This is a genomic window from Pseudomonas sp. NFACC05-1 (genome assembly GCF_900100135.1).
Lineage (GTDB): Bacteria > Pseudomonadota > Gammaproteobacteria > Pseudomonadales > Pseudomonadaceae > Aquipseudomonas > Aquipseudomonas fluorescens_Q.
This window is the reverse complement of record NZ_FMTR01000007.1, coordinates 196,066-216,746: the sequence shown is the minus strand read 5'-3', so window position 1 is coordinate 216,746 and position 20,681 is coordinate 196,066. Positions and strand designations below refer to the sequence as shown.

Sequence of the window (20,681 nt, the reverse complement as noted above, 5' to 3'; positions counted from 1 at the left end):
GCTACTGTAGCCAAAACGGGCCAATGGACATAACGACCATGAACAGCACTTCGAACAATCTCGCCCCTGAACTGGATCCGCGCTGGGCCGCCGTGCTCGCCCGGGATCCACGCGCCGACGGCACCTTCGTCTATGGCGTAAAAACCACTGGCATCTATTGCCACCCCAGCAGCCTGTCGCGCCTGCCCAACCCGCGCAACGTCGAGTTCTTCGACACGCCGGAACAGGCCCAGGCCGCCGGTTATCGGCCCAGCAAGCGCGTAGCCCGGGACCAGACCCAGATCGCCGCCCAACAAGCGGCACGGGTTGCCGCCGCTTGCCGGCAAATCGAGGCGGCCGAGCAACTGCCTGGCCTGAATGAGCTGGCAGAAAGCGCGGGCTTGAGCCCGTTCCATTTTCATCGGGTCTTCAAGGCTGTCACCGGCCTGACCCCCAAGGGTTATGCCGCCGCCCACCGCTCACGCAAGGTTCGCGAACGCCTGGCCGATGGCGGCAGCATCACCGAGGCGCTGTACGACGCCGGTTTCAACTCCAACAGCCGCTTTTATGAGGCTGCCGACAAGGTGTTGGGCATGAAACCCGCCGACTACCGCGCCGCCGGGCAGAACACCGACATTCGTTTCGCCGTCGGCCAATGCTCCCTCGGGGCAATCCTGGTGGCGCAAAGCGCGCGTGGCGTGTGTGCGATCCTGCTGGGGGACGACCCGGACGCGTTGGTGCGCGACCTGCAAGACAAGTTCCGCCGCGCCAACCTCATTGGCGCCGACCGCGAGTTCGAGCAGTTGATCGCCCAGGTGGTTGGCTTCATCGAAGCACCGGCCTTAGGCTTGGACCTGCCCTTGGACCTGCGCGGCACTGCCTTTCAGGAGCGGGTCTGGCAAGCCTTGCGGGACATTCCCGCAGGCAGCACCGCCAGCTATGCCGAGATCGCCCAGCGCATCGGCATGCCCAAGGCCGTGCGCGCCGTGGCCCAGGCCTGCGGCGCCAACAGCCTGGCGGTGGCGATCCCTTGCCATCGGGTGGTACGCAGCGACGGCAACCTGTCGGGCTATCGCTGGGGCGTGGAACGCAAGCGTCAGTTGCTGGCGCTGGAGCGCTCATCCGGGGATTGAATGCCGATGTAGATCGCCACCGAGTCGGGGCCGCTGTAGACCTCGAAATCGGTGGTGAAACGGCGCAATGTCTGCGGGTTATCCGCGAAGTACGCCCAGATCAGGCCCCAGGTCTGGATCACGCAGTCGGGCATCGGCCCCTTGGCCGAAAACACCAGGTAGTCGCCACCCTCGATGTCCACGGCGGGATAGCCTGCGCTGGTCGCATCCACCTGCACCCCGGCCGTCACATCGAAGTGGCCGGTGGCGTCGGACTCGTAGTTGGAATACACCCCGTAGACGAACGACTCCGACTGCCGGGCCGGAATCGTGTCGAACAGCCCTTCGTTGAAGAACTGCTGCCACATCGGGCCGATTCGGGCGGTGCCGGGCTGCTGCTCGTCGGTGTTGCGGGTGCGCACCTGCAGGCCGGCCACGGTGAAGGGTTCGACGGTCTTGAGTTTCACGTCCATGGATCGGGCTCCTTGATGTATGAAGCCCGCATGGTAACCCTCCCACCGTCGGGATCAAGTTGCAGCGCTCGATTGAAAAACTCGACTGGCCCTCGCCGGTCCACACCTGCTAAAACCGCTGTTTCCTTCTGCCGTCGGAGACCCCGCCCATGAGCCAGTGGCCAGACACTCGCATTCTTGACCTGCTCGGTATCGAGCTGCCCATCATTCAGGGGCCGCTGGCCGGGGTGACCGGGCCGGCCATGGTGGTCGCGACGTGCAATGCCGGCGGGCTGGGTTCGATGCCGGCGGCGATGCTCGATGTCGAACAACTGCGCCAGGCGCTGACGACCATCGGCGAGCAAACCGACAAGCCGTTCAACGTGAATTTTTTCTGTCACCAGCCCCCGGCCTTCGACGAACAGCGGGCCGCGGCCTGGAAGCAACGGCTCAAGCCGTACTACCAGGAACTGGGCGTCGACTTCGACGCGCCGACCCCGGTGTCCAACCGCACCCCCTTCGATGATGCCGCCTGCCAGGTGTTGGAAGAGATGCGTCCCAAAGTGGTCAGTTTTCATTTCGGCCTGCCGGAAAAATCCTTGCTGGATCGGGTGAAGGCCACTGGCGCGAAAATCCTTTCCTCGGCCACTACCGTCGAGGAGGCCATCTGGCTGGAACAGCATGGTTGCGATGCGATCATTGCCATGGGTTACGAAGCCGGTGGTCATCGCGGGATGTTCCTCAGCGACGACCTCAACACCCAAGTCGGGCTGTTTGCCTTGCTGCCGCAGGTGGTGGATGCGGTGAAGGTGCCGGTGATCGCCACCGGCGGCATTGGCGATGCACGGGGGATCGTCGCGGCGTTCGCCCTGGGCGCCTCGGCGGTGCAACTGGGCAGCGCCTATCTGTTCACCCCCGAGGCGAAGATCAGCGCTTCCCATCACCGCGCGTTGCGCACGGCCAAGGAAAGCCAGACCGCTGTTACCAACCTGTTCACTGGGCGCCCGGCCCGAGGCATCGTCAACCGGGTGATGCGCGAAGTGGGCCCGATGAGCCCGCTCGCACCGGCCTTTCCCCTGGCGGGCGGCGCGTTGATGCCGCTGCGCGCCAAGGATGAAGCGGACTTCAGCAACCTGTGGGCCGGCCAGGCGTTTCCCCTGGGCCGCGAACTGTCGAGCGCCGAGTTGACCCGGCGGTTGGCTGAAGAGGCATTGGCCCGATTCAACAATCGTGGGCGGTCCTGACAGCCGTCATCGCCTGTCAGGCCGCCATCGCTTGCTCCCTCGCTCCCCAGGCAAAATGCCACGTTCCGTTTGTCGGCCATTCGCTATATATTCCGGTATATAGCGAACCTGCCCTCGGAGCCTCACCTATGCGCCTCACCCGCTTCGCGCCGTTGCTGTTGATCCCGTTCCTGACTATTGGCGCCGTCCAGGCCGCCGAGGTGCAGGTGGCGGTCGCCGCCAATTTCACCGCACCGATCCAGGCCATCGCCGCCGACTTCGAAAAAGACACCGGGCATAAATTGGTGGCGGCTTACGGCGCCACCGGGCAGTTCTACACGCAGATCAAGAACGGCGCGCCATTCGAAGTTTTCCTCGCCGCCGACGACACCACCCCGGCCAGACTCGAGAGCGAGGGCGACACCGTCAAGGGCTCGCGCTTCACCTACGCCGTCGGCACCCTGGCGCTGTGGTCAGCCAAAGAGGGTTATGTCGATGGCACGGGGCAGGTCCTCAAGCACAACGACTTCCAGCACCTGTCCATTGCCAACCCGAAAGCCGCACCCTACGGCCTCGCCGCGACCCAGGTGCTGGACAAGCTCGGCTTGACCGCGCAGGTGAAAGGCAAGCTCGTCGAAGGCCAGAACATCACCCAGGCCTATCAGTTCGTCTCCACCGGTAACGCCGAACTCGGTTTCGTCGCCTTGTCCCAGGTGTACAAGGACGGCAGAGTGACGGGCGGCTCGGCGTGGATCGTCCCGGCCGAACTGCACGACCCGATCAAACAGGACGCGGTGATTCTCAGCAAGGGCCGGGACAACCCCGCTGCCGCGGCTTTGGTGGATTACCTCAAGGGCCCGAAAGCCGCCGCCATCGTCCAAGCCTACGGTTACCATCGCTAAAATGCCCCTGACCAGCGCCGACTATGCCGCCATCTGGCTGACCCTCAAACTGGCGTCCTTGACCACGGTGATCCTGCTGCTCATCGGCACGCCCATCGCTTTATGGCTGTCGCGCACCCGCTCGTGGCTGCGCGGGCCGGTGGGCGCGGTGGTGGCATTGCCATTGGTGTTGCCACCCACGGTGATCGGCTTCTACCTGTTGCTGGCGTTGGGGCCGCACGGTTGGATCGGCCAATTCACCCAGGCCCTCGGGCTGGGCACCCTCACCTTCAGCTTCACCGGGCTGGTGATCGGCTCGGTGATCTACTCCATGCCGTTTGTGGTGCAGCCGTTGCAGAACGCCTTTGCCGCCATCGGCAGTCGCCCCTTGGAAGTCGCCGCTACCCTGCGGGCCGGGCCTTGGGATACGTTTTTCAGCGTCATCCTGCCCCTGGCCCGCCCCGGCTTCATCACCGCGGCGATTCTCGGCTTTGCCCACACCGTCGGCGAATTCGGCGTGGTGCTGATGATCGGCGGCAACATTCCGGAGAAAACCCGGGTGGTGTCGGTGCAGATCTACGACCATGTCGAAGCCTTGGAATACGCCCAGGCCCACTGGCTGGCAGCGGCGATGCTGGTGTTTTCATTCCTGGTGCTGCTGGCGCTGTATTCCAGCCGCCGAACCCGTGCCGGTTGGAGTTGATCGATGATTCAGGCGCGTTTTCAGCTCGACCACGGGGCTTTTTCCCTGGACCTGGATGTGCAACTGCCCGGCCGTGGCGTGACCGCACTGTATGGGCCTTCCGGTTCCGGTAAAACCACCTGCCTGCGCTGCATTGCCGGGTTGGAGCGACCGGCCCGGGGTTTTATCGAGGTCAACGGCCAAGTCTGGCAAGACAGTGAGCACGCGGTGTTCATGCCGCCCCATAAACGGCCGGTGGGGTATGTGTTCCAGGAGGCGAGCCTGTTCGCCCATCTGTCGGTGCAGGCCAACCTGGCGTTCGGCCTCAAGCGCATCGCGCCGGCACAACGGCGGGTGGACATGCAACAGGCGACCGAACTGCTGGGCATCGGCCACTTGCTCGATCGGCAGCCGCACAACCTGTCCGGCGGCGAGCGCCAGCGGGTGGGCATCGCCCGCGCCTTGCTCACCAGCCCGCAACTGCTGCTGATGGATGAGCCGCTGGCGGCCCTCGATACCCGGCGCAAAAACGAAATCCTGCCGTACCTGCAACGGCTCCACGATGAGCTGGACATTCCAGTGCTGTATGTCAGCCATTCCCAGGACGAAGTGGCGCGCCTGGCCGATCACATCGTGTTGCTCGACGGCGGTCGCGCGCTGGCCAGTGGGCCGATCGGCGAAACCCTGGCCCGGCTCGACCTGCCATTGGCCTTGGGGGACGACGCCGGCGTGGTGATCGAGGGCAAGGTCAGCGGTTATGACCCGGCTTATCAACTGCTGACCCTGAATCTGCCCGATAGCCAACTGAACGTACGCGTGGCCCACACGTCCCTGGCCCTCGGCCAGCCGCTGCGCTTCAAGGTCCAGGCCCGGGACGTCAGCCTCAGCCTGGCGAACGATGCCCAGACCAGCATCCTCAATCGCCTGCCGGTCACCGTGGTCAGCGAACAGGCCGCCGACAACACCGCCCATGTGCTGGTCCGCCTGGAAGCCGCCGGCACCCCGCTGCTGGCACGCATCACCCGCTATTCGCGCGATCAGCTCAAGCTGCATCCAGGGCAGTTGCTGTGGGCGCAGATCAAGGCGGTGGCGGTGTTGGCGTAGTCCACCTTGTGTGCGAGCTTGCTCGCGATGACGACGCATCCAACATTGATGCAAGCTGATTCACCGCTATCGCGAGCAAGCTCGCACACAGGGGTTGCGGGTAACCGCAGAATCTTGGCACGACCGCAACGGGCTGCGGTCAATCGATCACATGGCCACCGGATTCGCTGCCAAGGACTTTCTTCATGCCCGACACCCTGCCGCCGGATGCATTGCCGGCCGACCTGCATTACGTCGACGACACGGCCCCCGGCATCACCCGCAAGAAATTGCGTGGCAAGTTCTGTTATTTCGACCCGCAAGGCCAGCGCATCACCGACGCAGCCGAGATCCAGCGCATCAATGCCCTGGCGGTGCCACCGGCCTATACCGATGTCTGGATCTGCACCGACCCGCGCGGCCATCTCCAGGCCACCGGGCGCGATGCCCGTGGACGCAAGCAGTACCGTTACCATGCGCGCTGGCGTGAGGTCCGTGATGCGGACAAGTATTCGCGGATGCTGGAATTCGGACGGGCCCTGCCGCGCTTGCGCAAACGCCTGGAGGAAATCCTCGCCACGCCCGGGTTCAGCCGCGACAAAGTCATGGCCACGGTCATCACCCTGCTGGACACGACCCTGATCCGCGTCGGCAACAGCCAATATGCCCGGGACAATCGCTCCTATGGCCTGACGACCCTGCGCAACAAACATGTCGAGGTCAACGGCAGCGCCATCGCCTTCCAGTTCCGTGGCAAGAGCGGCATCGAGCACCAGATCACCGTGAAGGACCGGCGCCTGGCGCGGATCATCAAGCGCTGCCAGGAGATCCCCGGGCAGAACCTGTTCCAGTACCTGGACGAACACGGCGAACGCCACGCCATCAGTTCTTCGGACATCAACGCCTACCTCAAGACCCTCACTGGCGCTGACTTCACCGCCAAGGACTACCGCACCTGGGCCGGCAGCGCAGCCGCTCTGGCCGGGTTGCGGACGCTGCGCTGGGAAACCGAAAGCGAGGCCAAAAGGCATGTCGCCGAGATGGTCAGGCAAGTCGCCCGACAACTGGGCAACACGCCGACCGTCTGTCGCAAGTGCTACATTCATCCTGCGGTGGTGGAGAGTTTCCTGCTCGGTGCCCTGACCCAGTTACCCAAACCCCGGGCACGTAAAGGCCTCAGCGAAGAAGAAGCCGGGCTGGCGTTATTCCTGCAGCGCATGACGCAAGCTGCCCAGAAATGCGAACAGCAGCAACCGGCTTGATGCGCTCACCGGCAGCCAGCCACGGATGAGGAACATCCGCAGACCGCTGGACTCCCAACTGTACGGCACAGCCGATCCGCAGGCACTTGCAAAGGGTGAAGTCGACAGGAGTTTCAGATGTCCGAACACATTGTCCATTTTCATTGCCAGATCGATCAGGGAACCACGGAACGCTTTCGCGATAACTGCCTGGAGGCCATTGAGAAAGGCGCCGACTCGCTGATGCTCAATCTCTCCACAGTCGGTGGCAGCACCAACTTCGGCTTCACCCTCTACACCTTCATCAAGTCCCTGCCGGTACCGGTACGTGCGGTGAACGCCGGCAACATCGAGTCGATGGGCATCGTCATGTACCTGGCCGCCAGCGACCGCACCACTACCCCGCACTCGCGTTTCCTGATTCATCCGATGAACTGGTACTTCGGCCAGAAGTCGGTGGACCACTCACGCTTGCGCGAGTACCTGTCCAGCCTGGACAACGACGTCGCGCGCTACGTGGAAATCTACGTCAAGGAAACCGCTGGCGCGGCGACGCAGCTGGATATTTTCAAATGCCTGTGTGCCGAGGAACGGGTGATTCCAGCGGAGAACTCCCTGGCTTTCGGCATTGCCCATCGGGTCGAGCAAGTGGTGTTCCCGGCAGATGCCAAGCATTGGAAAGTCAGCGGTGGCGAGGATTAGAAGTGAAGGCTGGTGGCAGACCATTCGTCGCCAGCAAGCGGTTTTTTTTAAACTTCCCCCGGCCATTTTCTTTCCCAACTAATGCGAGGCACGTTGCTCGCTCAACCAAAATGAGGATTCTCGAAATGGCCAGTAGCGGAAACAAAAACCCAGGCAACTTCGCCAATGATCGTGAAAAAGCATCGGAAGCCGGCAAGAAAGGCGGACAAGCGTCGGGCGGCAACGTTGCTAACGACCGGCAAAAAGGCACTGGAGCCGGTAACAAAGGTAGCGAACGCAGCCAAGGCGGCGGCAGAAAATCGTAACCACGCAAATCGTTGGGGCGCAGACGTACTGCGCCCCGGCGCTATCCGCTCTCGCTCTCGCTACAAATACGAAATTCCATATATTCGATTGTCCGCATATACTCCGGCGCAGCCCAACCTTGCGCTTATCGGAGCCGATCGATGAAAGTCCTCTTCATGTGCACAGCCAACAGTTGCCGCAGCATTCTCAGCGAAGCGATGTTCAACCATCTGGCCCCGGCCGGATTCCAGGCCGTCAGCGCCGGCAGTTTCCCCAAGGGCCACGTGCTCCCGCGCAGCCTGAGCACCTTGCAAGAAGCCGGTATCAGCGTAAAAGGCTTGCGCAGCAAGGGTAACGACGCATTCGAGGGCAGCCCGCCGGACATCGTCATCACCGTGTGCGACAGCGCCGCTCGCGATGCTTGCCCGGTGTACTTCGGTCCGGCCATCAAGGCCCACTGGGGCCTGGTCGATCCATCGACCGTCAGAGGCAGCGATGATCAGATCGGCCAGGCCTTCCATGCCACCCTGGATCGTATCGAAACCCGCTGCCGGGCCTTTTTTGCCCTGCCCTTCGACCAGCTCGATGCCCAGGCCTTGAAAGCCGAGCTCGACCGCATCGGCACCCTCTGACCGCTCAACCTGCGCGATAGGCCTGCTTCACCGTCTCGATCCAACTCGCCTCCAGGCGCGACTGTTCGGTGCCCAGGCCCAGCGCCTGCATCTTCGCCAGGTGCGCGTCGGCCTCTCGCGCCAGGGAGCCCTGGGCGCTGGAGTTGGCGTCCAGCTGATGCATCTGGGCCAGCCCCAGGTGATAGAAACGCAGCAGCTTCATAGCGGTGGGATCCTGGGCTTGCACGCCAGCGGTCACCTGGTGCATCACGTTGGTGATTTTCATCAGGCTGCGCTTGAGCTGCCAGCCGTACACGGCGGCGGCCATCCATGGCTGCGACCAGAAATACAGGCGCATCAGCGCGGCCATTGCCAGCACCGCGACAAGCACCCCGCCGAGATTGAAACGAAAGTTATCGCCTCCGGGCGTGCCCAGCAGCAGCACGGCCAGGCTGGACAGCAACATCGCCAGGGCCAGGAACACCACCGCGATGATCAGGGTGCTGCGGCGAGTCTGCTTGCGATAGGTGTCGCTATCCCACGGTTTGATCTCGAACATCGCGGTGCAATTTCCTTGTACGGCATCAAAAGAGTCACGCATTATCGCCTGCCCGGTCGATTTAGCTATGCTGGAGCTCATTTTGTATCGCAACCGACTCGCCGGGTCCGGATCGAAGTCCATGGCGATAGCGCAAGGATCGTGCGATCTTTCTGCGTGGACGTTTTTTTCAAGATGCCGTCGTTGTGTGCATGGCATCGTTTTCAAGGAAAGCTGAATGAATCAAAGACATGTAATCAACGCCTCGGTAAGCCCCAAAGGCAGCCTGGAGACCTTGTCCCAGCGCGAAGTCCAGCAACTGAGCGAAGCCGGTTCCGGCAGTATCTATACCCTCTTCCGCCAGTGCGCCCTGGCCATCCTCAACACCGGCGCCCATGTTGATAACGCCAAGACCATCCTGGAAGCCTACAAGGACTTCGAGATCCGTATTCACCAGCAGGACCGGGGCGTGCGCCTGGAGCTGCTGAACGCACCGGCCGACGCGTTCGTCGACGGCGAAATGATCGCCAGCACCCGGGAAATGCTGTTCAGCGCCCTGCGCGACATCGTCTACACCGAGAACGAGCTGGACAGCCAGCGCATCGACCTCAGCTCGTCCCAGGGCATCAGCGACTACGTCTTCCACCTGCTGCGCAACGCCCGCACCTTGCGTCCTGGCGTGGAGCCGAAAATCGTCGTGTGCTGGGGCGGTCACTCGATCAACACCGAAGAATACAAATACACCAAGAAGGTCGGCCACGAGCTGGGCCTGCGCAGCCTGGATATCTGCACCGGCTGCGGCCCTGGCGTGATGAAAGGCCCGATGAAAGGCGCCACCATTGCCCATGCCAAGCAGCGTATCCATGGCGGTCGCTACCTGGGCCTGACGGAACCAGGCATCATCGCCGCCGAGGCGCCGAACCCGATCGTCAATGAGCTGGTGATCCTGCCGGACATCGAGAAACGCCTCGAGGCTTTCGTACGTGTCGGTCACGGCATCATCATCTTCCCGGGTGGCGCTGGTACGGCGGAAGAGTTCCTCTACCTGCTGGGTATCCTGATGCACCCGGCCAACCAGGACCTGCCATTCCCGGTGGTGCTCACCGGACCGAAAAGCGCCGCGCCGTACCTCGATCAGTTGCATGCATTTGTCGGTGCAACCCTGGGTGAGGCCGCGCAGAAGCACTATCAGATCATCATCGACGACCCGGCCGAAGTGGCGCGGCAGATGACCCAGGGGCTCAAGGAGGTCAAGCAGTTCCGCCGCGAGCGCAACGACGCCTTCCACTTCAACTGGCTGCTGAAGATCGACGAAGGCTTCCAGCGCCCGTTCGACCCGACCCACGCCAACATGGCCAGCCTGGGCCTGAGCCGCGACCTGCCCGCCCACGAACTGGCGGCCAACCTGCGCCGGGCGTTCTCGGGCATCGTGGCCGGTAACGTCAAGGACAAGGGCATCCGCCTGATCGAAGAACACGGCCCTTACGAGATCCACGGTGACGCCGCCATCATGGAACCCCTCGACCGCCTGCTCCAGGCCTTCGTCGCCCAGCACCGCATGAAACTGCCAGGCGGCGCGGCGTATGTGCCGTGCTATCGCGTGGTGACCTGACCTATCCGAGGACCACCGTAGATCCAATGTGGGGGCGAGCTTGCTCGCGATGGCGCCGGTACATTCAGCACTGATGCAAGCTGAACCACCGCTATCGCGAGCAAGCTCGCTCCCACAGGTGTTCTGCGGCGGTCATAGAATCGAAGGCAACCGCATCAGGCCGGCCTCATCCACCTCAATGCCTAGCCCAAGGTAATCCTCGATCTGCGGATGAAGGGTGACCACCGGGTGCGTATGCGTCGCCGTCACCACCAGCACATCCGCCCCCGCCGCCTCGCCAGCCCGAATGCCCGCCTCGGCGTCTTCAAACACCAGGCATTCCTGCGGTGCCACCTGCAAGCGTTCAGCAGCCAAGCGGTAGCAGGCGGGGTTGGGCTTGCCGTCGCTCACGTCCTCGGCAGTGACCATCACTGCGGGGCGTGGGATCCCGGCCGCTTCCATACGCCGCAAGGCCAATGCCATCGGCGCCGAGGTGACGATTGCCCAGCGCTCTGGCGGCAGGCTGTTCAGAAAGGCCTGTGCACCGGCCACCTGCACCACGCCTTCGACATCTTCGATTTCCTCGCGGGTAATCTGCTCGGCCTCGACCTGGGCATCCACCCCCGGCAGGTGCTGGCGGGTGATGGTGTCGATGGCGCGCACGCCATGGATCGTCGGCAGGAATGTCGCCACGTCCACGCCGTGGCGCAGGGCCCAGCGCGTCCAGATCCGCTCGGCGGCGGCAATGGAATTGAGCAGTGTGCCGTCCATGTCGAACAGGAAGGCACGGTAGGCAATGTGGGTGGGGAGACTGGCAGGCATCGGATCCTCGGTGGCGGCGTGGCGGGTGATGGCCACAGGGTTTAATGGTGAGTTGGTTACACCAACCGCTCGATCGGCTGATGCTGCCACACCCGCTTGTAGTACAGCGTCTGCAACAGCAGCATGCTCAAGTAGGCCACCGGGAACGCCATCCATACCCCTTGCAGGCCGAAGTGAGCGTCCAGCAGATACGCCGCCGGCACCTGCACGGCGACGATGCAGAAGATCGAGATAGCGACTGGCACCAGCACCGTGCCGCTGGCGCGCATGATGCCGCCGACGATCGCCTGGAAGCCGAACACCAGCAGGCTCCAGAGCATGATGTGCAGCAGGTGTTCGGCCTGGACCCGTGCCGCCGGGTCGGTGATGAACAGCCCCAGCAGCCAGTGGGACAACAGATACCCCAGGACCACCAACCCGCCCGTAAGCCAGAGGTTGATCAACAACCCCGTGCGCAGGATCGGCCCCAGGCGCTCCAGGCGTCCGGCACCGATGGCCTGGGCGCCGAGGATCGAAGCGGTGATGGCGATCGACAGCGCCGGAAACTGCACGTAGTTGACGATCTGCGTCACCGCGCCGTAGGCCGCCGTGGCCTGGGAGCCATGGCTATTGACCAGCGTCAGGATGACCAACTCGGACAACGAGATCACCACCATCTGCAACCCTGTGGGCAAGCCTATGCGCAGCACTTTGCCAAGGATCTCCATGTCCAGGCGCATCGCCGCGAACAACGCCCGGTCCGGCGCCAGGGCATGCTCGCGACGGTTCAAGCGCCACGCCAGCATGGCCATGGCCGAGGCCGTCCCCACCAACCCCGCCAGCGCCGCGCTCTGGATGCCCATCTGCGGCAACCCCAACCAGCCACGAATCAACGCCGGCGTGAGCAGCAGCCCGACACTGGTGGAGGTCAGCAGCGCCAACATCGGTGACACCGTATCGCTCACCCCGCGCAGCAGCTGGGTAAACAGCACAAATACCAGCAACATCGGCAGGATCCACAGCATGACCCGGGCATAGGAAACGGCATCCTCCAGCACATCGGCCGGCGTGCCGAGCCCCTGCAACGCCTGACGCGCAAAGACACTGCCAAGCACCGCCGCCGCCAGGCCGATGATCGCCCCCAGCAACAAGGTCGAACCAGCAATCGCCTTCACCGTCCCGGTTTCGCCGGCGCCGTAGGCCTGCCCGATCAACACCCCCGCCCCCGCGCCGAGGCCAATCACCAATGCGATAAAGAAAAACACGATGGGAAACATGCCCGACACCGCCGCCAAGGCCTGGGTACCGAGCATCTGGCCGATGTAGATGCTGTTGAACGTGCCAGACATGGACTGCAGGAAATTGGACAAGACCATGGGGATCAGGAACAGGAGGTAGGTTTTCCAGAGGGGCTGGGTGGGCATGGGGGCTCTGATGGCAGGTTCGAAATCCAATGCGGGGTAATTTAGCGCAATCCATGGATTCTGTTTCGGAAGATGTCCGTTTTTCGTGGCGAGGGAGCTTGCTCCCGCCGGGCTGCGCAGCAGTCCCAAAACCTAAACACGCAATCTATCAGGCCAACCGCACCCGCCAAGTTTGGGACCGCTTCGCGCTCCAGCGGGAGCAAGCTCCCTCGCCACAAAAGCCCATGCGCCATCTCCCTTGCCAGGTGGCTCATTCCTTCGTCGGGTGCATTCGACATTTCCCAGACAGCGTCTAACCTGAAATAGCACAGTGCCACGTACTGTGTAGGCCAATGCCTATGCAATACCGGTATCGGACAGCCGGTCTTAAAGTCCGAGTAGAGGTCGCAGATAACCAGTTATTCGCAAATAACCTGTTAGAAACTCTGTTCAAGGACCGAACCATGACGTCGTACCCACACGGTCATTCCTTCGCCCAACCACCTCGCATCCTCTGGAACACAGTGCTCGTCGCTTTCGTTGCTGCCGTTGGCGTCTTACTGCTCAATGGTCCAAGTGTACAAAACATCATCCTGGCTGTTGCCCTCCTGGCCGTTGGTGTCGGTGCTGGCGTATGGGGTGCGCGTTCACAACGTCAGCAGTTCGACAGCGCCATCGCCGCCGCCATGGCCCGCCGCGACCTGCAAGCCAGCGAGCATCTGGCCCATAAAGCCAGCGAGCAACTCAACGAAGTCATTCTCGGCGCCATGCCGATCTGGGCCAAGCAGGTCGAAAGCTCCCGGCAGCAGACCGAAACCGCAATCGTCTCGCTGACCAGCCGCTTCACCGGCATTTCTTCGCGCCTGGAAGAGACCGTGCAAGCTTCGCAACTGGCCGCCGGTGAATTGGCCGGCAGCAGCAGTGGCGGTGCCGTGCAGGTGCTGGCCCAGAGCGAAAGTGAACTGGTCAAGGTCATCGATTCGCTGAAGGCCACCCAGGCCAGCCGCGACGAAACCCTGGCCCAGGTACGCAACCTGACGGCCTATACCGGGGAACTGCGGACCATGGCCGCCGATGTCGCGGCGATTGCCGCGCAGACCAACCTGCTGGCCCTCAACGCCGCCATCGAAGCCGCCCGTGCCGGCGAGGCCGGGCGTGGCTTTGCGGTGGTGGCCGACGCCGTGCGCAGCCTCTCGAGCAAGTCCAGCGAGACCGGCCAGCAGATGTCGGCCAAGGTCGACATCATCAACACCGCCATCACCCAACTGGTGCATGCCGCGTCCAGCGGCGCGGACCAGGACAGCCATTCGGTCAGTGCCTCCGAGCAAAGCATCCAGCAGGTGCTGGAGCGCTTCAAGAGTGTCACCGGCAGCTTGGCCGACTCGGCCGACATGCTGCAGCGGGAGAGCTTCGGCATCCGCGATGAACTCACCGAGGTGCTGGTCAGCCTGCAATTCCAGGATCGGGTCAGCCAGATCCTCAGCCACGTGCGCGACAACATCGAGGACCTGCATGTGCACATGCAGCAGGCCAGCCAGTCGCCCGAACAGGCCGTTTCCATCGACGCTCGCCAATGGCTGGCGCGCATGGAAACCACTTACGCCACCGACGAGCAACGCCGCAATCACCACGGCGACTCGGCCGCGCAACAGACTTCACAGGAAATCACCTTCTTTTAGGAGCGCCGTTCATGGCTAAAAGTGTATTGGTTGTCGACGACTCCGCGAGCGTTCGGCAGGTGGTCGGCATCGCGTTGAAAAGTGCCGGCTATGACGTGATCGAAGCCAGCGATGGCAAGGATGCCCTGGGCAAACTCAATGGCCAGAAAGTGCACCTGATCATCAGTGACGTGAACATGCCCAACATGGACGGCATCACCTTCGTCAAGGAGGTCAAGAAGCTGGCCAGCTACAAGTTCACGCCGATCATCATGCTCACCACCGAATCCCAGGAATCGAAGAAACAGGAAGGCCAGGCCGCCGGAGCCAAGGCCTGGGTGGTCAAGCCGTTCCAGCCGGCGCAGATGCTGGCGGCGGTATCCAAGCTGATTCTTCCTTGATGAGCGGAGGCGCCCATGTCGTTGCACTACGAAACACAGGATGACACCGCCCAGGTGCACATCGACGGCGAGCTGACGATCTACACCGCCGCCGACCTGGCCGCGCAATGGTTACCGCAGCTGGGCGCAACACCGCGGATGGCCCTTGATCTGTCGCAGATCACCGAGATGGACGGCGCCGGCCTGCAACTGCTGCTGATGGTACAACGCGAGGCCGCCAAGGCCGGCACCCAACTGACATTGACCGGCCAGAGCAAGGCCGTCATGGAAACACTTGCCCTGTGCAACCTGGTTGCCTAGGGCTGCTGCAATACGTCGGACACGACAAAGGATATGAGCGTGAGCATCAATCTCGATCAGGCACAACAGACGTTCATCGTCGAGGCACGGGAACAGTTGCAAGCGATGGAAGAGTCGCTGCTGCAACTGGAAACCGACCCCGGCGACGATGACGCCATCGGCGCGATCTTCCGGGCGGCGCACACGATCAAGGGCTCGGCCGGGCTGTTCGGCCTGGAACCGATCGTCAGCTTCACCCACATCGTCGAAGACGTGCTCGATCGCCTGCGCAACGGCAGCGTCGAAGTGGACGCCGGCCTGATCGCGGTACTGCTCAAGTCCAGCGATCACATGCTGGAGCTGATCAACGTGGCCGCCAACCAAGGCGGAGCGCTACCGCCACCGGCCCTGCAGCGGGAAGTGGAACTGTGCCAGATCCTGCAGGAGTACCAGGCGCCCTCGCCGGCCACGGCCCCAACGCCTGCCCAGGACACCGAAACCCGTGAACCCGGCGAAACGCGCCTCTGGCACATCTCCCTGCGTTTCGGCCAGGACGTGTTCCGCAACGGCATGGACCCTCTGTCGTTCCTGCGCTACCTGCAAACCCTGGGTGAAATCGTCGACATCACCACCGTGACCGACGCCCTGCCCGCCGCCGATGCCTGGGACGCCGAGTCCTGCTACCTGGGTTTCGACATCGAGTTTCGCTCGGCCGCGGGCCACGGCGCGATCAATGAAGTGTTCGATTTCGTCCGGGAAGACTGCGAGATCGAGATTGTTGCCCAGGACGACGACATCGCGCCCCAGGCCAACACCGGCCTGGTCACGACGTCGCCGGAACCGGCCGAGGAAACCACCGCATTGGTCGCCACCGGCGAGTTGTTGTCCGACCAGCGCAAGACGCCACGCATGCCCGCCCAGATCGCCACCGACAAACAAGCGGTGAGCAGCGACAGCAAGGCCAAGGACGGCACCTATGTGCGGGTCAATGCCGACAAGCTCGATGAACTGATCAACCTGGTGGGCGAACTGGTCATCGCCAGCGCCGGTGCCAGCCTGTTGGCCCGCACCTGCCAGAACGATCCGTTGCAGGAGGCCACCTCGTCAGTCTCCGGACTGGTGGAAGAAATCCTCGATGGCGCCCTGCGCCTGCGCATGATCCCCATCGGCGAAACCTTCAACCGGTTCCGTCGGGTGGTGCGCGATGTCAGCCAGGAACTGGGCAAGGACATCGACCTGATCATCAGCGGCGCGGAGACCGAACTGGACAAGACCGTGGTGGAAAAAATCGGCGACCCGCTCATGCACCTGCTGCGCAACGCCATGGACCACGGCATTGAAACCGCCGAGGCCCGGCTGGCGGCGGGCAAACCGGCCAAGGGGCACCTGCACCTCAACGCCTATCACGACTCGGGCAGCATCGTGCTGGAAATCGCCGACGACGGCGCCGGCCTGAACCGTGACCGGATCCTGGAAAAAGCCCAGGAGCGCGGCCTGGTCGCCCCCGGCGCGAGCCCGACCGACCAGGAGATCTACAACCTGATCTTCGAACCCGGTTTTTCCACCGCCCAGGCCGTGACCAACCTTTCGGGGCGTGGCGTGGGCATGGACGTGGTCAAGCGCAACATCACCCTGCTGCGCGGCACCGTCGACCTCGACAGCCAGCCCGGCAAGGGCACCGTGGTGCGTATCCGCCTGCCGCTGACCCTGGCGATCATCAATGGATTTCTGGTGGGCATCGGTCAGTCAACCTATGTCATTCCGCTGGACATGGTCCAGGAATGCATCGAGCTGAGCGAAAACGATGGGGTCGCCAGCCGCGAACAAGGCTATCTCGACCTGCGCGGCGAGGTGCTGCCCCTGGTCTACCTGCGCGATCACTTCAGCCACGAAGGCCCGCCCGCTCGCCGGCAGAACGTGGTGGTGGTGCGCTACGCCGAACTCAAGGCCGGGCTGGTGGTGGATGACTTGCTGGGTGAATTCCAGACCGTGATCAAGCCGCTGGGCAAGCTGTTTGGTGCCCTTCGCGGCATCAGTGGCTCGACCATCCTGGGCAGCGGCGCGGTGGCGTTGATTCTCGACGTACCGGCGCTGCTCACCCAGATCGCCCAAGTGGAAAACCGCTTCACATCAACTCAATTACAACAAGCCAACGCTCGCTGACGCTTAAGCAATTCCATGGAGAGGTACTTCCCAATGAAATGGTTCTACGATCTTAGAATCGCCACCAAACTGATCACTTCATTTCTTGTGGTGCTGGCCCTGACCGCCGTCATGGGAGTGTTCGCGATCATCCAACTGGGCGAGGTGAACAGCACCACCGTCGATATCAGGGAAAACTGGATGCCGTCCATGCGTGCGGCCTCGGGCATGCGTTTCTACGCGGCAAACTATCGCCTCAAGGAAAACCGCCACATTACCGCCGATTCCGAACAGGAACGCCTCACTGTCGAACAAGAAGCGGAAGACGCCAGGAAGGGGTTTGAAACCCGCATGGCGACCTATGAAAAACTGCTCTCCAGCGCGGAAGATCGCCAGCTGTTCGAAACCACCCGCAATGACTGGGTCGCTTACCTCGCAGTCAGCAAAGACCTGCTTGCACTGTCTCGGCAAAACCTGACCGAGCAAGCCCATGCACTGCTCAAGGGCCAATCCAAGCGTCAATTCGATCTGGTGGTCAACGACCTGCAAAAACTGGTGGAACTCAATGACGCGGGCGCTGGCGCCGCCAGCGAGCATGGCGCAGCGCTGTTTGAAAAATCGCGCCTGTCGATCATCGTCGTGCTGATTGCCGCCCTGCTGGTGGGCCTGGGCCTGGCGCTGTTCATCTCGCGCATCATCTCGCGCCCCTTGAAACAGGCCGCGACCGTCGCCGAGCAATTGGCCGAAGGCAACCTGAACGCAAAAATCGACGGCGGCTCCAAAGACGAAACCGGCATGGTGCTCAACGCCATGCAGAACATGATCGGCAAGCTCTCGCACATCATTGGCGAAGTGCGTAACGCTGCGGACAACCTGGCCAGTGCTTCCGAAGAAGTCAGCGCCACCGCGCAATCGATGAGCCAGGCCACCAGTGAACAGGCAGCCAGCGTCGAGGAAACCAGCGCCTCCATCGAGCAGATGAGCGCCAGCATCAACCAGAACACCGAGAACGCCAAGGTCACCGACGGCATGGCCAGCAAGGCCGCCAAGGAAGCCACCGACGGCGGCGAATCGGTGCAGCAGACCGTGGTGGCGATGAAGAAAATCGCCCAGCGGATCAGCATCATCGACGACATCGCCTACCAGACCAACCTGCTGGCGCTCAACGCTGCCATCGAAGCCGCCCGCGCCGGTGAGCACGGCAAAGGCTTCGCGGTGGTCGCCGCCGAAGTGCGCAAGCTGGCCGAACGCAGCCAGGTGGCCGCCCAGGAAATCGGCGAGCTGTCCTCCAGCAGCGTCGATATGGCCGAGAAGGCCGGGAACCTGCTCAACGAGATGGTCCCCTCGATCAACAAGACCTCGGACCTGGTGCAGGAAATCAGCGCCGCCTCCGAAGAACAGGCCGCCGGTGTGGCGCAGATCAACACCGCCATGACCCAGCTCAACCAGGTGACCCAGCAAAACGCCTCCAGCAGCGAAGAACTGGCCGCCACCGCCGAGGAAATGAGCAGCCAGGCCGAACAGCTGCAACAGGCCATGAGCTTCTTCACCCTGGACACGCCGCCCAAGTCTGCCGTGCAAGTTGCCAGGGTCGACAACACCCCAGGCTCCTCCGGCCGCAAACCGACGCGGACACCGGCACCGATCATGCCCAAGGCGTTTGCCTACAACATGGCCAGTGCCCCGGACGAATCGGAATTCACCCGGTTCTGATGGCCCGGTTCCACAGGCTTGCTTAAAGGAGAAAAAGCAATGGGCGCCATCGCGACCACACGTCAAACCGCCATCGCGGTCGAGGAAGAAGCGCAATACCTGACGTTCATGCTCGGCACGGAGATGTTTGCCATCGGCATCCTGTGCATCAAGGAAATCATCGAATACGGCAACCTGACCGTGGTGCCGATGATGCCGACGTTCGTGCGCGGGGTGATCAACCTGCGCGGTGCCGTCGTGCCGGTGGTCGACCTGTCGGCCCGTTTCGGCCGGCCGAATTCGGCGATCAGCCGGCGCTCGTGCGTGGTGATCATCGAGGCGTCCAGCGCCGACGGCCAGGCCCAGGACATTGGCCTGCTGGTGGACACGGTGTCGGCGGTGCTGGAAATTCCGGCGTCGCAGATCGAGCCGCCACCGAGCTTCGGCGCGAAGATCCGGGCCGATTTCATCAGTGGCATGGCCAAGGTCGATGGCAAGTTCGTCATCGTACTGGAGGTGGACCGCGTGTTGTCCATCGACGAAATGTCCCAACTCGCCGAAGCCAGCCCGAACGTGCTGGAAGTGGATGCCCCGTGAACGCCGATACCTGCAAGGAACGCACGGCGAACGCGCTGGCGCTCAGTGACCGAGAGTTCGGCCAGTTCCAATCCTGGCTGTACCAGGCCGCCGGCATCAGCCTGTCCGAGGCCAAGAAAGCCTTGGTGGCCGGGCGTTTGTTCAAGCGCCTCAAGCACTATGGGCTGGACAGCTACGGCGAGTATTTCAAGCTGATCATGAACGGCCAGCGCACCGATGAATTACAAGTGGCGCTGGACCTGCTGACGACCAACGAGACCTACTTTTTCCGCGAGCCCAAACATTTCGATTTCCTGCGCCAACACGTACTGCCCCACGCAACGCCGGGCAAGACCTTCCGCCTGTGGAGCGCGGCCAGCTCTTCCGGGGAAGAGCCCTACAGCCTGGCCATGACCCTGGCCGAAGGGCTGGGCACCACGCCTTGGGAAGTGATCGGTTCGGACATCAGCAGCCAGGTACTGGCCAAGGCGCGCTCCGGGCATTACCCGATGGAACGCGCCCGCACCCTGCCTCAGCCGCTGCTGGTGAAATATTGCCTCAAGGGCACCGGCAGCCAGCAAGGCACGTTCCTCATCGACCGGGCGTTGCGCAACCGGGTCAACTTCATCCAGGTCAACCTCAACGACACCTTGCCGGAGCTGGGGGAGTTCGATGTGATCTTCCTGCGCAACGTCATGATCTATTTCGACCAACCCACCAAAAGCAAAGTGGTTGCCCGCTTGATCCCACGACTCAAGCCCGGCGGGTATTTCATCGTCAGCCACTCGGAGAGTCTCAACGGTGTGTCCGATGCGTTGAAACTGGTGGCCCCTTCGATTTATCGCAAGCCATGAACACCGCAATGAGGGCAGTGGCCGAGGTGTACCTGGCGCCGGGGGAGTTTCGCTTTGCCACTTGCCCGACCCGCCTGCGCACGATTCTCGGCTCTTGCGTGGCGATCACGCTGTGGCACCCCGAACGCAAGATCGGCGGCATGTGCCACTTCATGCTGCCCAGTCGGGTGCGTTGCTCCAAGGCCTTGAACGGCCTGTACGCCGATGAAGCCATAGAGCTGTTCATCCGCCAGGCCAGGGCCCATCACACCGAACCCGAGGACTATCAACTCAAGCTGTTCGGCGGCGGCGAGATGTTCCCCGAACTGCAACGCCATGTGCCCTACGGCGATGTGGCGCGGTTGAACGTCAATGCGGCGCTGGAAATCGCTGCCCTCTACCGCCTGGACCTGATCGCCCAGGACATGGGTAGCACCGGCCACCGAAGCATCATCTTCGACCTTTGCAGCGGCGATGTATGGGTCAGGCACCAACCTATAAGGACCCGGCACTGAC

At 62.7% G+C, this 20,681-nt stretch carries 22 protein-coding genes; 18 read left to right on the top strand and 4 right to left on the bottom strand.

The annotated features are described in order from the left end of the window. Positions 1-38 precede the first annotated feature (38 nt). The gene (gene ada / locus BLO97_RS13920) at positions 39-1,112 is read left to right on the top strand and encodes a bifunctional DNA-binding transcriptional regulator/O6-methylguanine-DNA methyltransferase Ada (protein ID WP_092346272.1); all 1,074 of its coding nucleotides are present in this window, start codon (positions 39-41) and stop codon (positions 1,110-1,112) included. On the opposite strand, the gene BLO97_RS13915 is transcribed toward ada, so the two are convergent. Continuing rightward, entirely contained in the window at positions 1,076-1,564 is a 489-nt protein-coding gene (locus BLO97_RS13915) for a GyrI-like domain-containing protein (RefSeq protein WP_063320614.1), read from the bottom strand. The two genes, ada and BLO97_RS13915, sit on opposite strands and share 37 nt — an antisense overlap. Before the next feature lie 149 nt (positions 1,565-1,713). Between BLO97_RS13915 and BLO97_RS13910 the strand changes: the two genes are divergently transcribed. From BLO97_RS13910 to BLO97_RS13875, 8 genes are all read left to right on the top strand, one after another. Then, positions 1,714-2,787, top strand: a complete 1,074-nt coding sequence (locus BLO97_RS13910; RefSeq protein ID WP_063320613.1) for an NAD(P)H-dependent flavin oxidoreductase — start codon at positions 1,714-1,716, stop codon at positions 2,785-2,787. Positions 2,788-2,915: 128 nt separating this feature from the next. Next, positions 2,916-3,668 (top strand): molybdate ABC transporter substrate-binding protein, encoded by a 753-nt coding sequence (gene modA / locus BLO97_RS13905; RefSeq protein ID WP_092346270.1) that lies wholly within the window; start codon positions 2,916-2,918, stop codon positions 3,666-3,668. Between the two features lies 1 nt (position 3,669). Beyond that, positions 3,670-4,350: a molybdate ABC transporter permease subunit gene (gene modB, locus BLO97_RS13900; RefSeq protein ID WP_063320611.1), complete on the top strand. Its 681-nt coding sequence runs from the start codon at positions 3,670-3,672 to the stop codon at positions 4,348-4,350. A 3-nt stretch (positions 4,351-4,353) separates the two neighbouring features. Then, a complete protein-coding gene (gene modC / locus BLO97_RS13895) occupies positions 4,354-5,433 on the top strand; it encodes a molybdenum ABC transporter ATP-binding protein (RefSeq protein WP_092222778.1) in 1,080 nt (359 codons plus the stop codon). Positions 5,434-5,618: 185 nt separating this feature from the next. After that, positions 5,619-6,674, top strand: coding sequence for a DNA topoisomerase IB (locus BLO97_RS13890; protein WP_072347965.1), 1,056 nt, complete (start codon positions 5,619-5,621; stop codon positions 6,672-6,674). Between the two features lie 117 nt (positions 6,675-6,791). After that, complete coding sequence (locus tag BLO97_RS13885) at positions 6,792-7,355, top strand: ATP-dependent Clp protease proteolytic subunit (protein ID WP_014337800.1); 564 nt, start codon at positions 6,792-6,794, stop codon at positions 7,353-7,355. 125 nt (positions 7,356-7,480) lie between these two features. Further along, on the top strand, positions 7,481-7,660 hold the full coding sequence (locus BLO97_RS13880; protein WP_003203031.1) for a con-10 family general stress protein: 180 nt from the start codon (positions 7,481-7,483) through the stop codon (positions 7,658-7,660). A 141-nt stretch (positions 7,661-7,801) separates the two neighbouring features. Further along, a complete protein-coding gene (locus BLO97_RS13875; protein ID WP_063320607.1) occupies positions 7,802-8,272 on the top strand; it encodes an arsenate reductase ArsC in 471 nt (156 codons plus the stop codon). A 4-nt stretch (positions 8,273-8,276) separates the two neighbouring features. Here the strand turns inward: BLO97_RS13875 and BLO97_RS13870 are convergent, their stop codons facing one another. Then, the gene (locus tag BLO97_RS13870) at positions 8,277-8,810 is read right to left on the bottom strand and encodes a DUF3087 family protein (protein ID WP_063320606.1); all 534 of its coding nucleotides are present in this window, start codon (positions 8,808-8,810) and stop codon (positions 8,277-8,279) included. Between the two features lie 217 nt (positions 8,811-9,027). On the opposite strand from BLO97_RS13870, the gene ppnN reads away from it, so the two are divergent. Beyond that, positions 9,028-10,401 carry a nucleotide 5'-monophosphate nucleosidase PpnN gene (gene ppnN / locus BLO97_RS13865; protein ID WP_063320605.1) on the top strand — a complete coding sequence of 458 codons (1,374 nt, stop codon included), beginning with the start codon at positions 9,028-9,030 and terminating at the stop codon, positions 10,399-10,401. Between the two features lie 132 nt (positions 10,402-10,533). Here ppnN and BLO97_RS13860 read toward each other — a convergent pair whose 3' ends face one another. Next, complete coding sequence (locus BLO97_RS13860; RefSeq protein ID WP_092346327.1) at positions 10,534-11,202, bottom strand: HAD family hydrolase; 669 nt, start codon at positions 11,200-11,202, stop codon at positions 10,534-10,536. Positions 11,203-11,258: 56 nt separating this feature from the next. Beyond that, positions 11,259-12,605 (bottom strand): MATE family efflux transporter, encoded by a 1,347-nt coding sequence (locus BLO97_RS13855; RefSeq protein ID WP_092346268.1) that lies wholly within the window; start codon positions 12,603-12,605, stop codon positions 11,259-11,261. 332 nt (positions 12,606-12,937) lie between these two features. On the opposite strand from BLO97_RS13855, the gene BLO97_RS13850 reads away from it, so the two are divergent. Genes BLO97_RS13850 through cheD form a run of 8 tightly spaced genes read left to right on the top strand, consistent with a single transcriptional unit; the run spans position 12,938 to position 20,680 of the window. Beyond that, positions 12,938-14,263: a methyl-accepting chemotaxis protein gene (locus tag BLO97_RS13850; protein ID WP_371914896.1), complete on the top strand. Its 1,326-nt coding sequence runs from the start codon at positions 12,938-12,940 to the stop codon at positions 14,261-14,263. Between the two features lie 11 nt (positions 14,264-14,274). Continuing rightward, positions 14,275-14,643 (top strand): response regulator, encoded by a 369-nt coding sequence (locus BLO97_RS13845; protein WP_003203044.1) that lies wholly within the window; start codon positions 14,275-14,277, stop codon positions 14,641-14,643. Positions 14,644-14,658: 15 nt separating this feature from the next. Continuing rightward, positions 14,659-14,943 (top strand): STAS domain-containing protein, encoded by a 285-nt coding sequence (locus BLO97_RS13840; RefSeq protein WP_063320602.1) that lies wholly within the window; start codon positions 14,659-14,661, stop codon positions 14,941-14,943. A gap of 39 nt (positions 14,944-14,982) precedes the next feature. Next, positions 14,983-17,085, top strand: a complete 2,103-nt coding sequence (locus BLO97_RS13835; protein WP_092346325.1) for a chemotaxis protein CheA — start codon at positions 14,983-14,985, stop codon at positions 17,083-17,085. Positions 17,086-17,118: 33 nt separating this feature from the next. Continuing rightward, positions 17,119-18,777: a methyl-accepting chemotaxis protein gene (locus tag BLO97_RS13830; protein WP_092144657.1), complete on the top strand. Its 1,659-nt coding sequence runs from the start codon at positions 17,119-17,121 to the stop codon at positions 18,775-18,777. Between the two features lie 39 nt (positions 18,778-18,816). Then, a complete protein-coding gene (locus BLO97_RS13825; RefSeq protein WP_092144655.1) occupies positions 18,817-19,353 on the top strand; it encodes a chemotaxis protein CheW in 537 nt (178 codons plus the stop codon). Then, the gene (locus BLO97_RS13820) at positions 19,350-20,186 is read left to right on the top strand and encodes a CheR family methyltransferase (protein ID WP_063320599.1); all 837 of its coding nucleotides are present in this window, start codon (positions 19,350-19,352) and stop codon (positions 20,184-20,186) included. The genes BLO97_RS13825 and BLO97_RS13820 overlap by 4 nt, the downstream gene beginning before the upstream one ends. Then, on the top strand, positions 20,183-20,680 hold the full coding sequence (gene cheD, locus BLO97_RS13815; RefSeq protein WP_063320598.1) for a chemoreceptor glutamine deamidase CheD: 498 nt from the start codon (positions 20,183-20,185) through the stop codon (positions 20,678-20,680). Before BLO97_RS13820 ends, cheD begins: the two co-directional genes overlap by 4 nt. The last annotated feature ends 1 nt before the right edge of the window (position 20,681 follow it).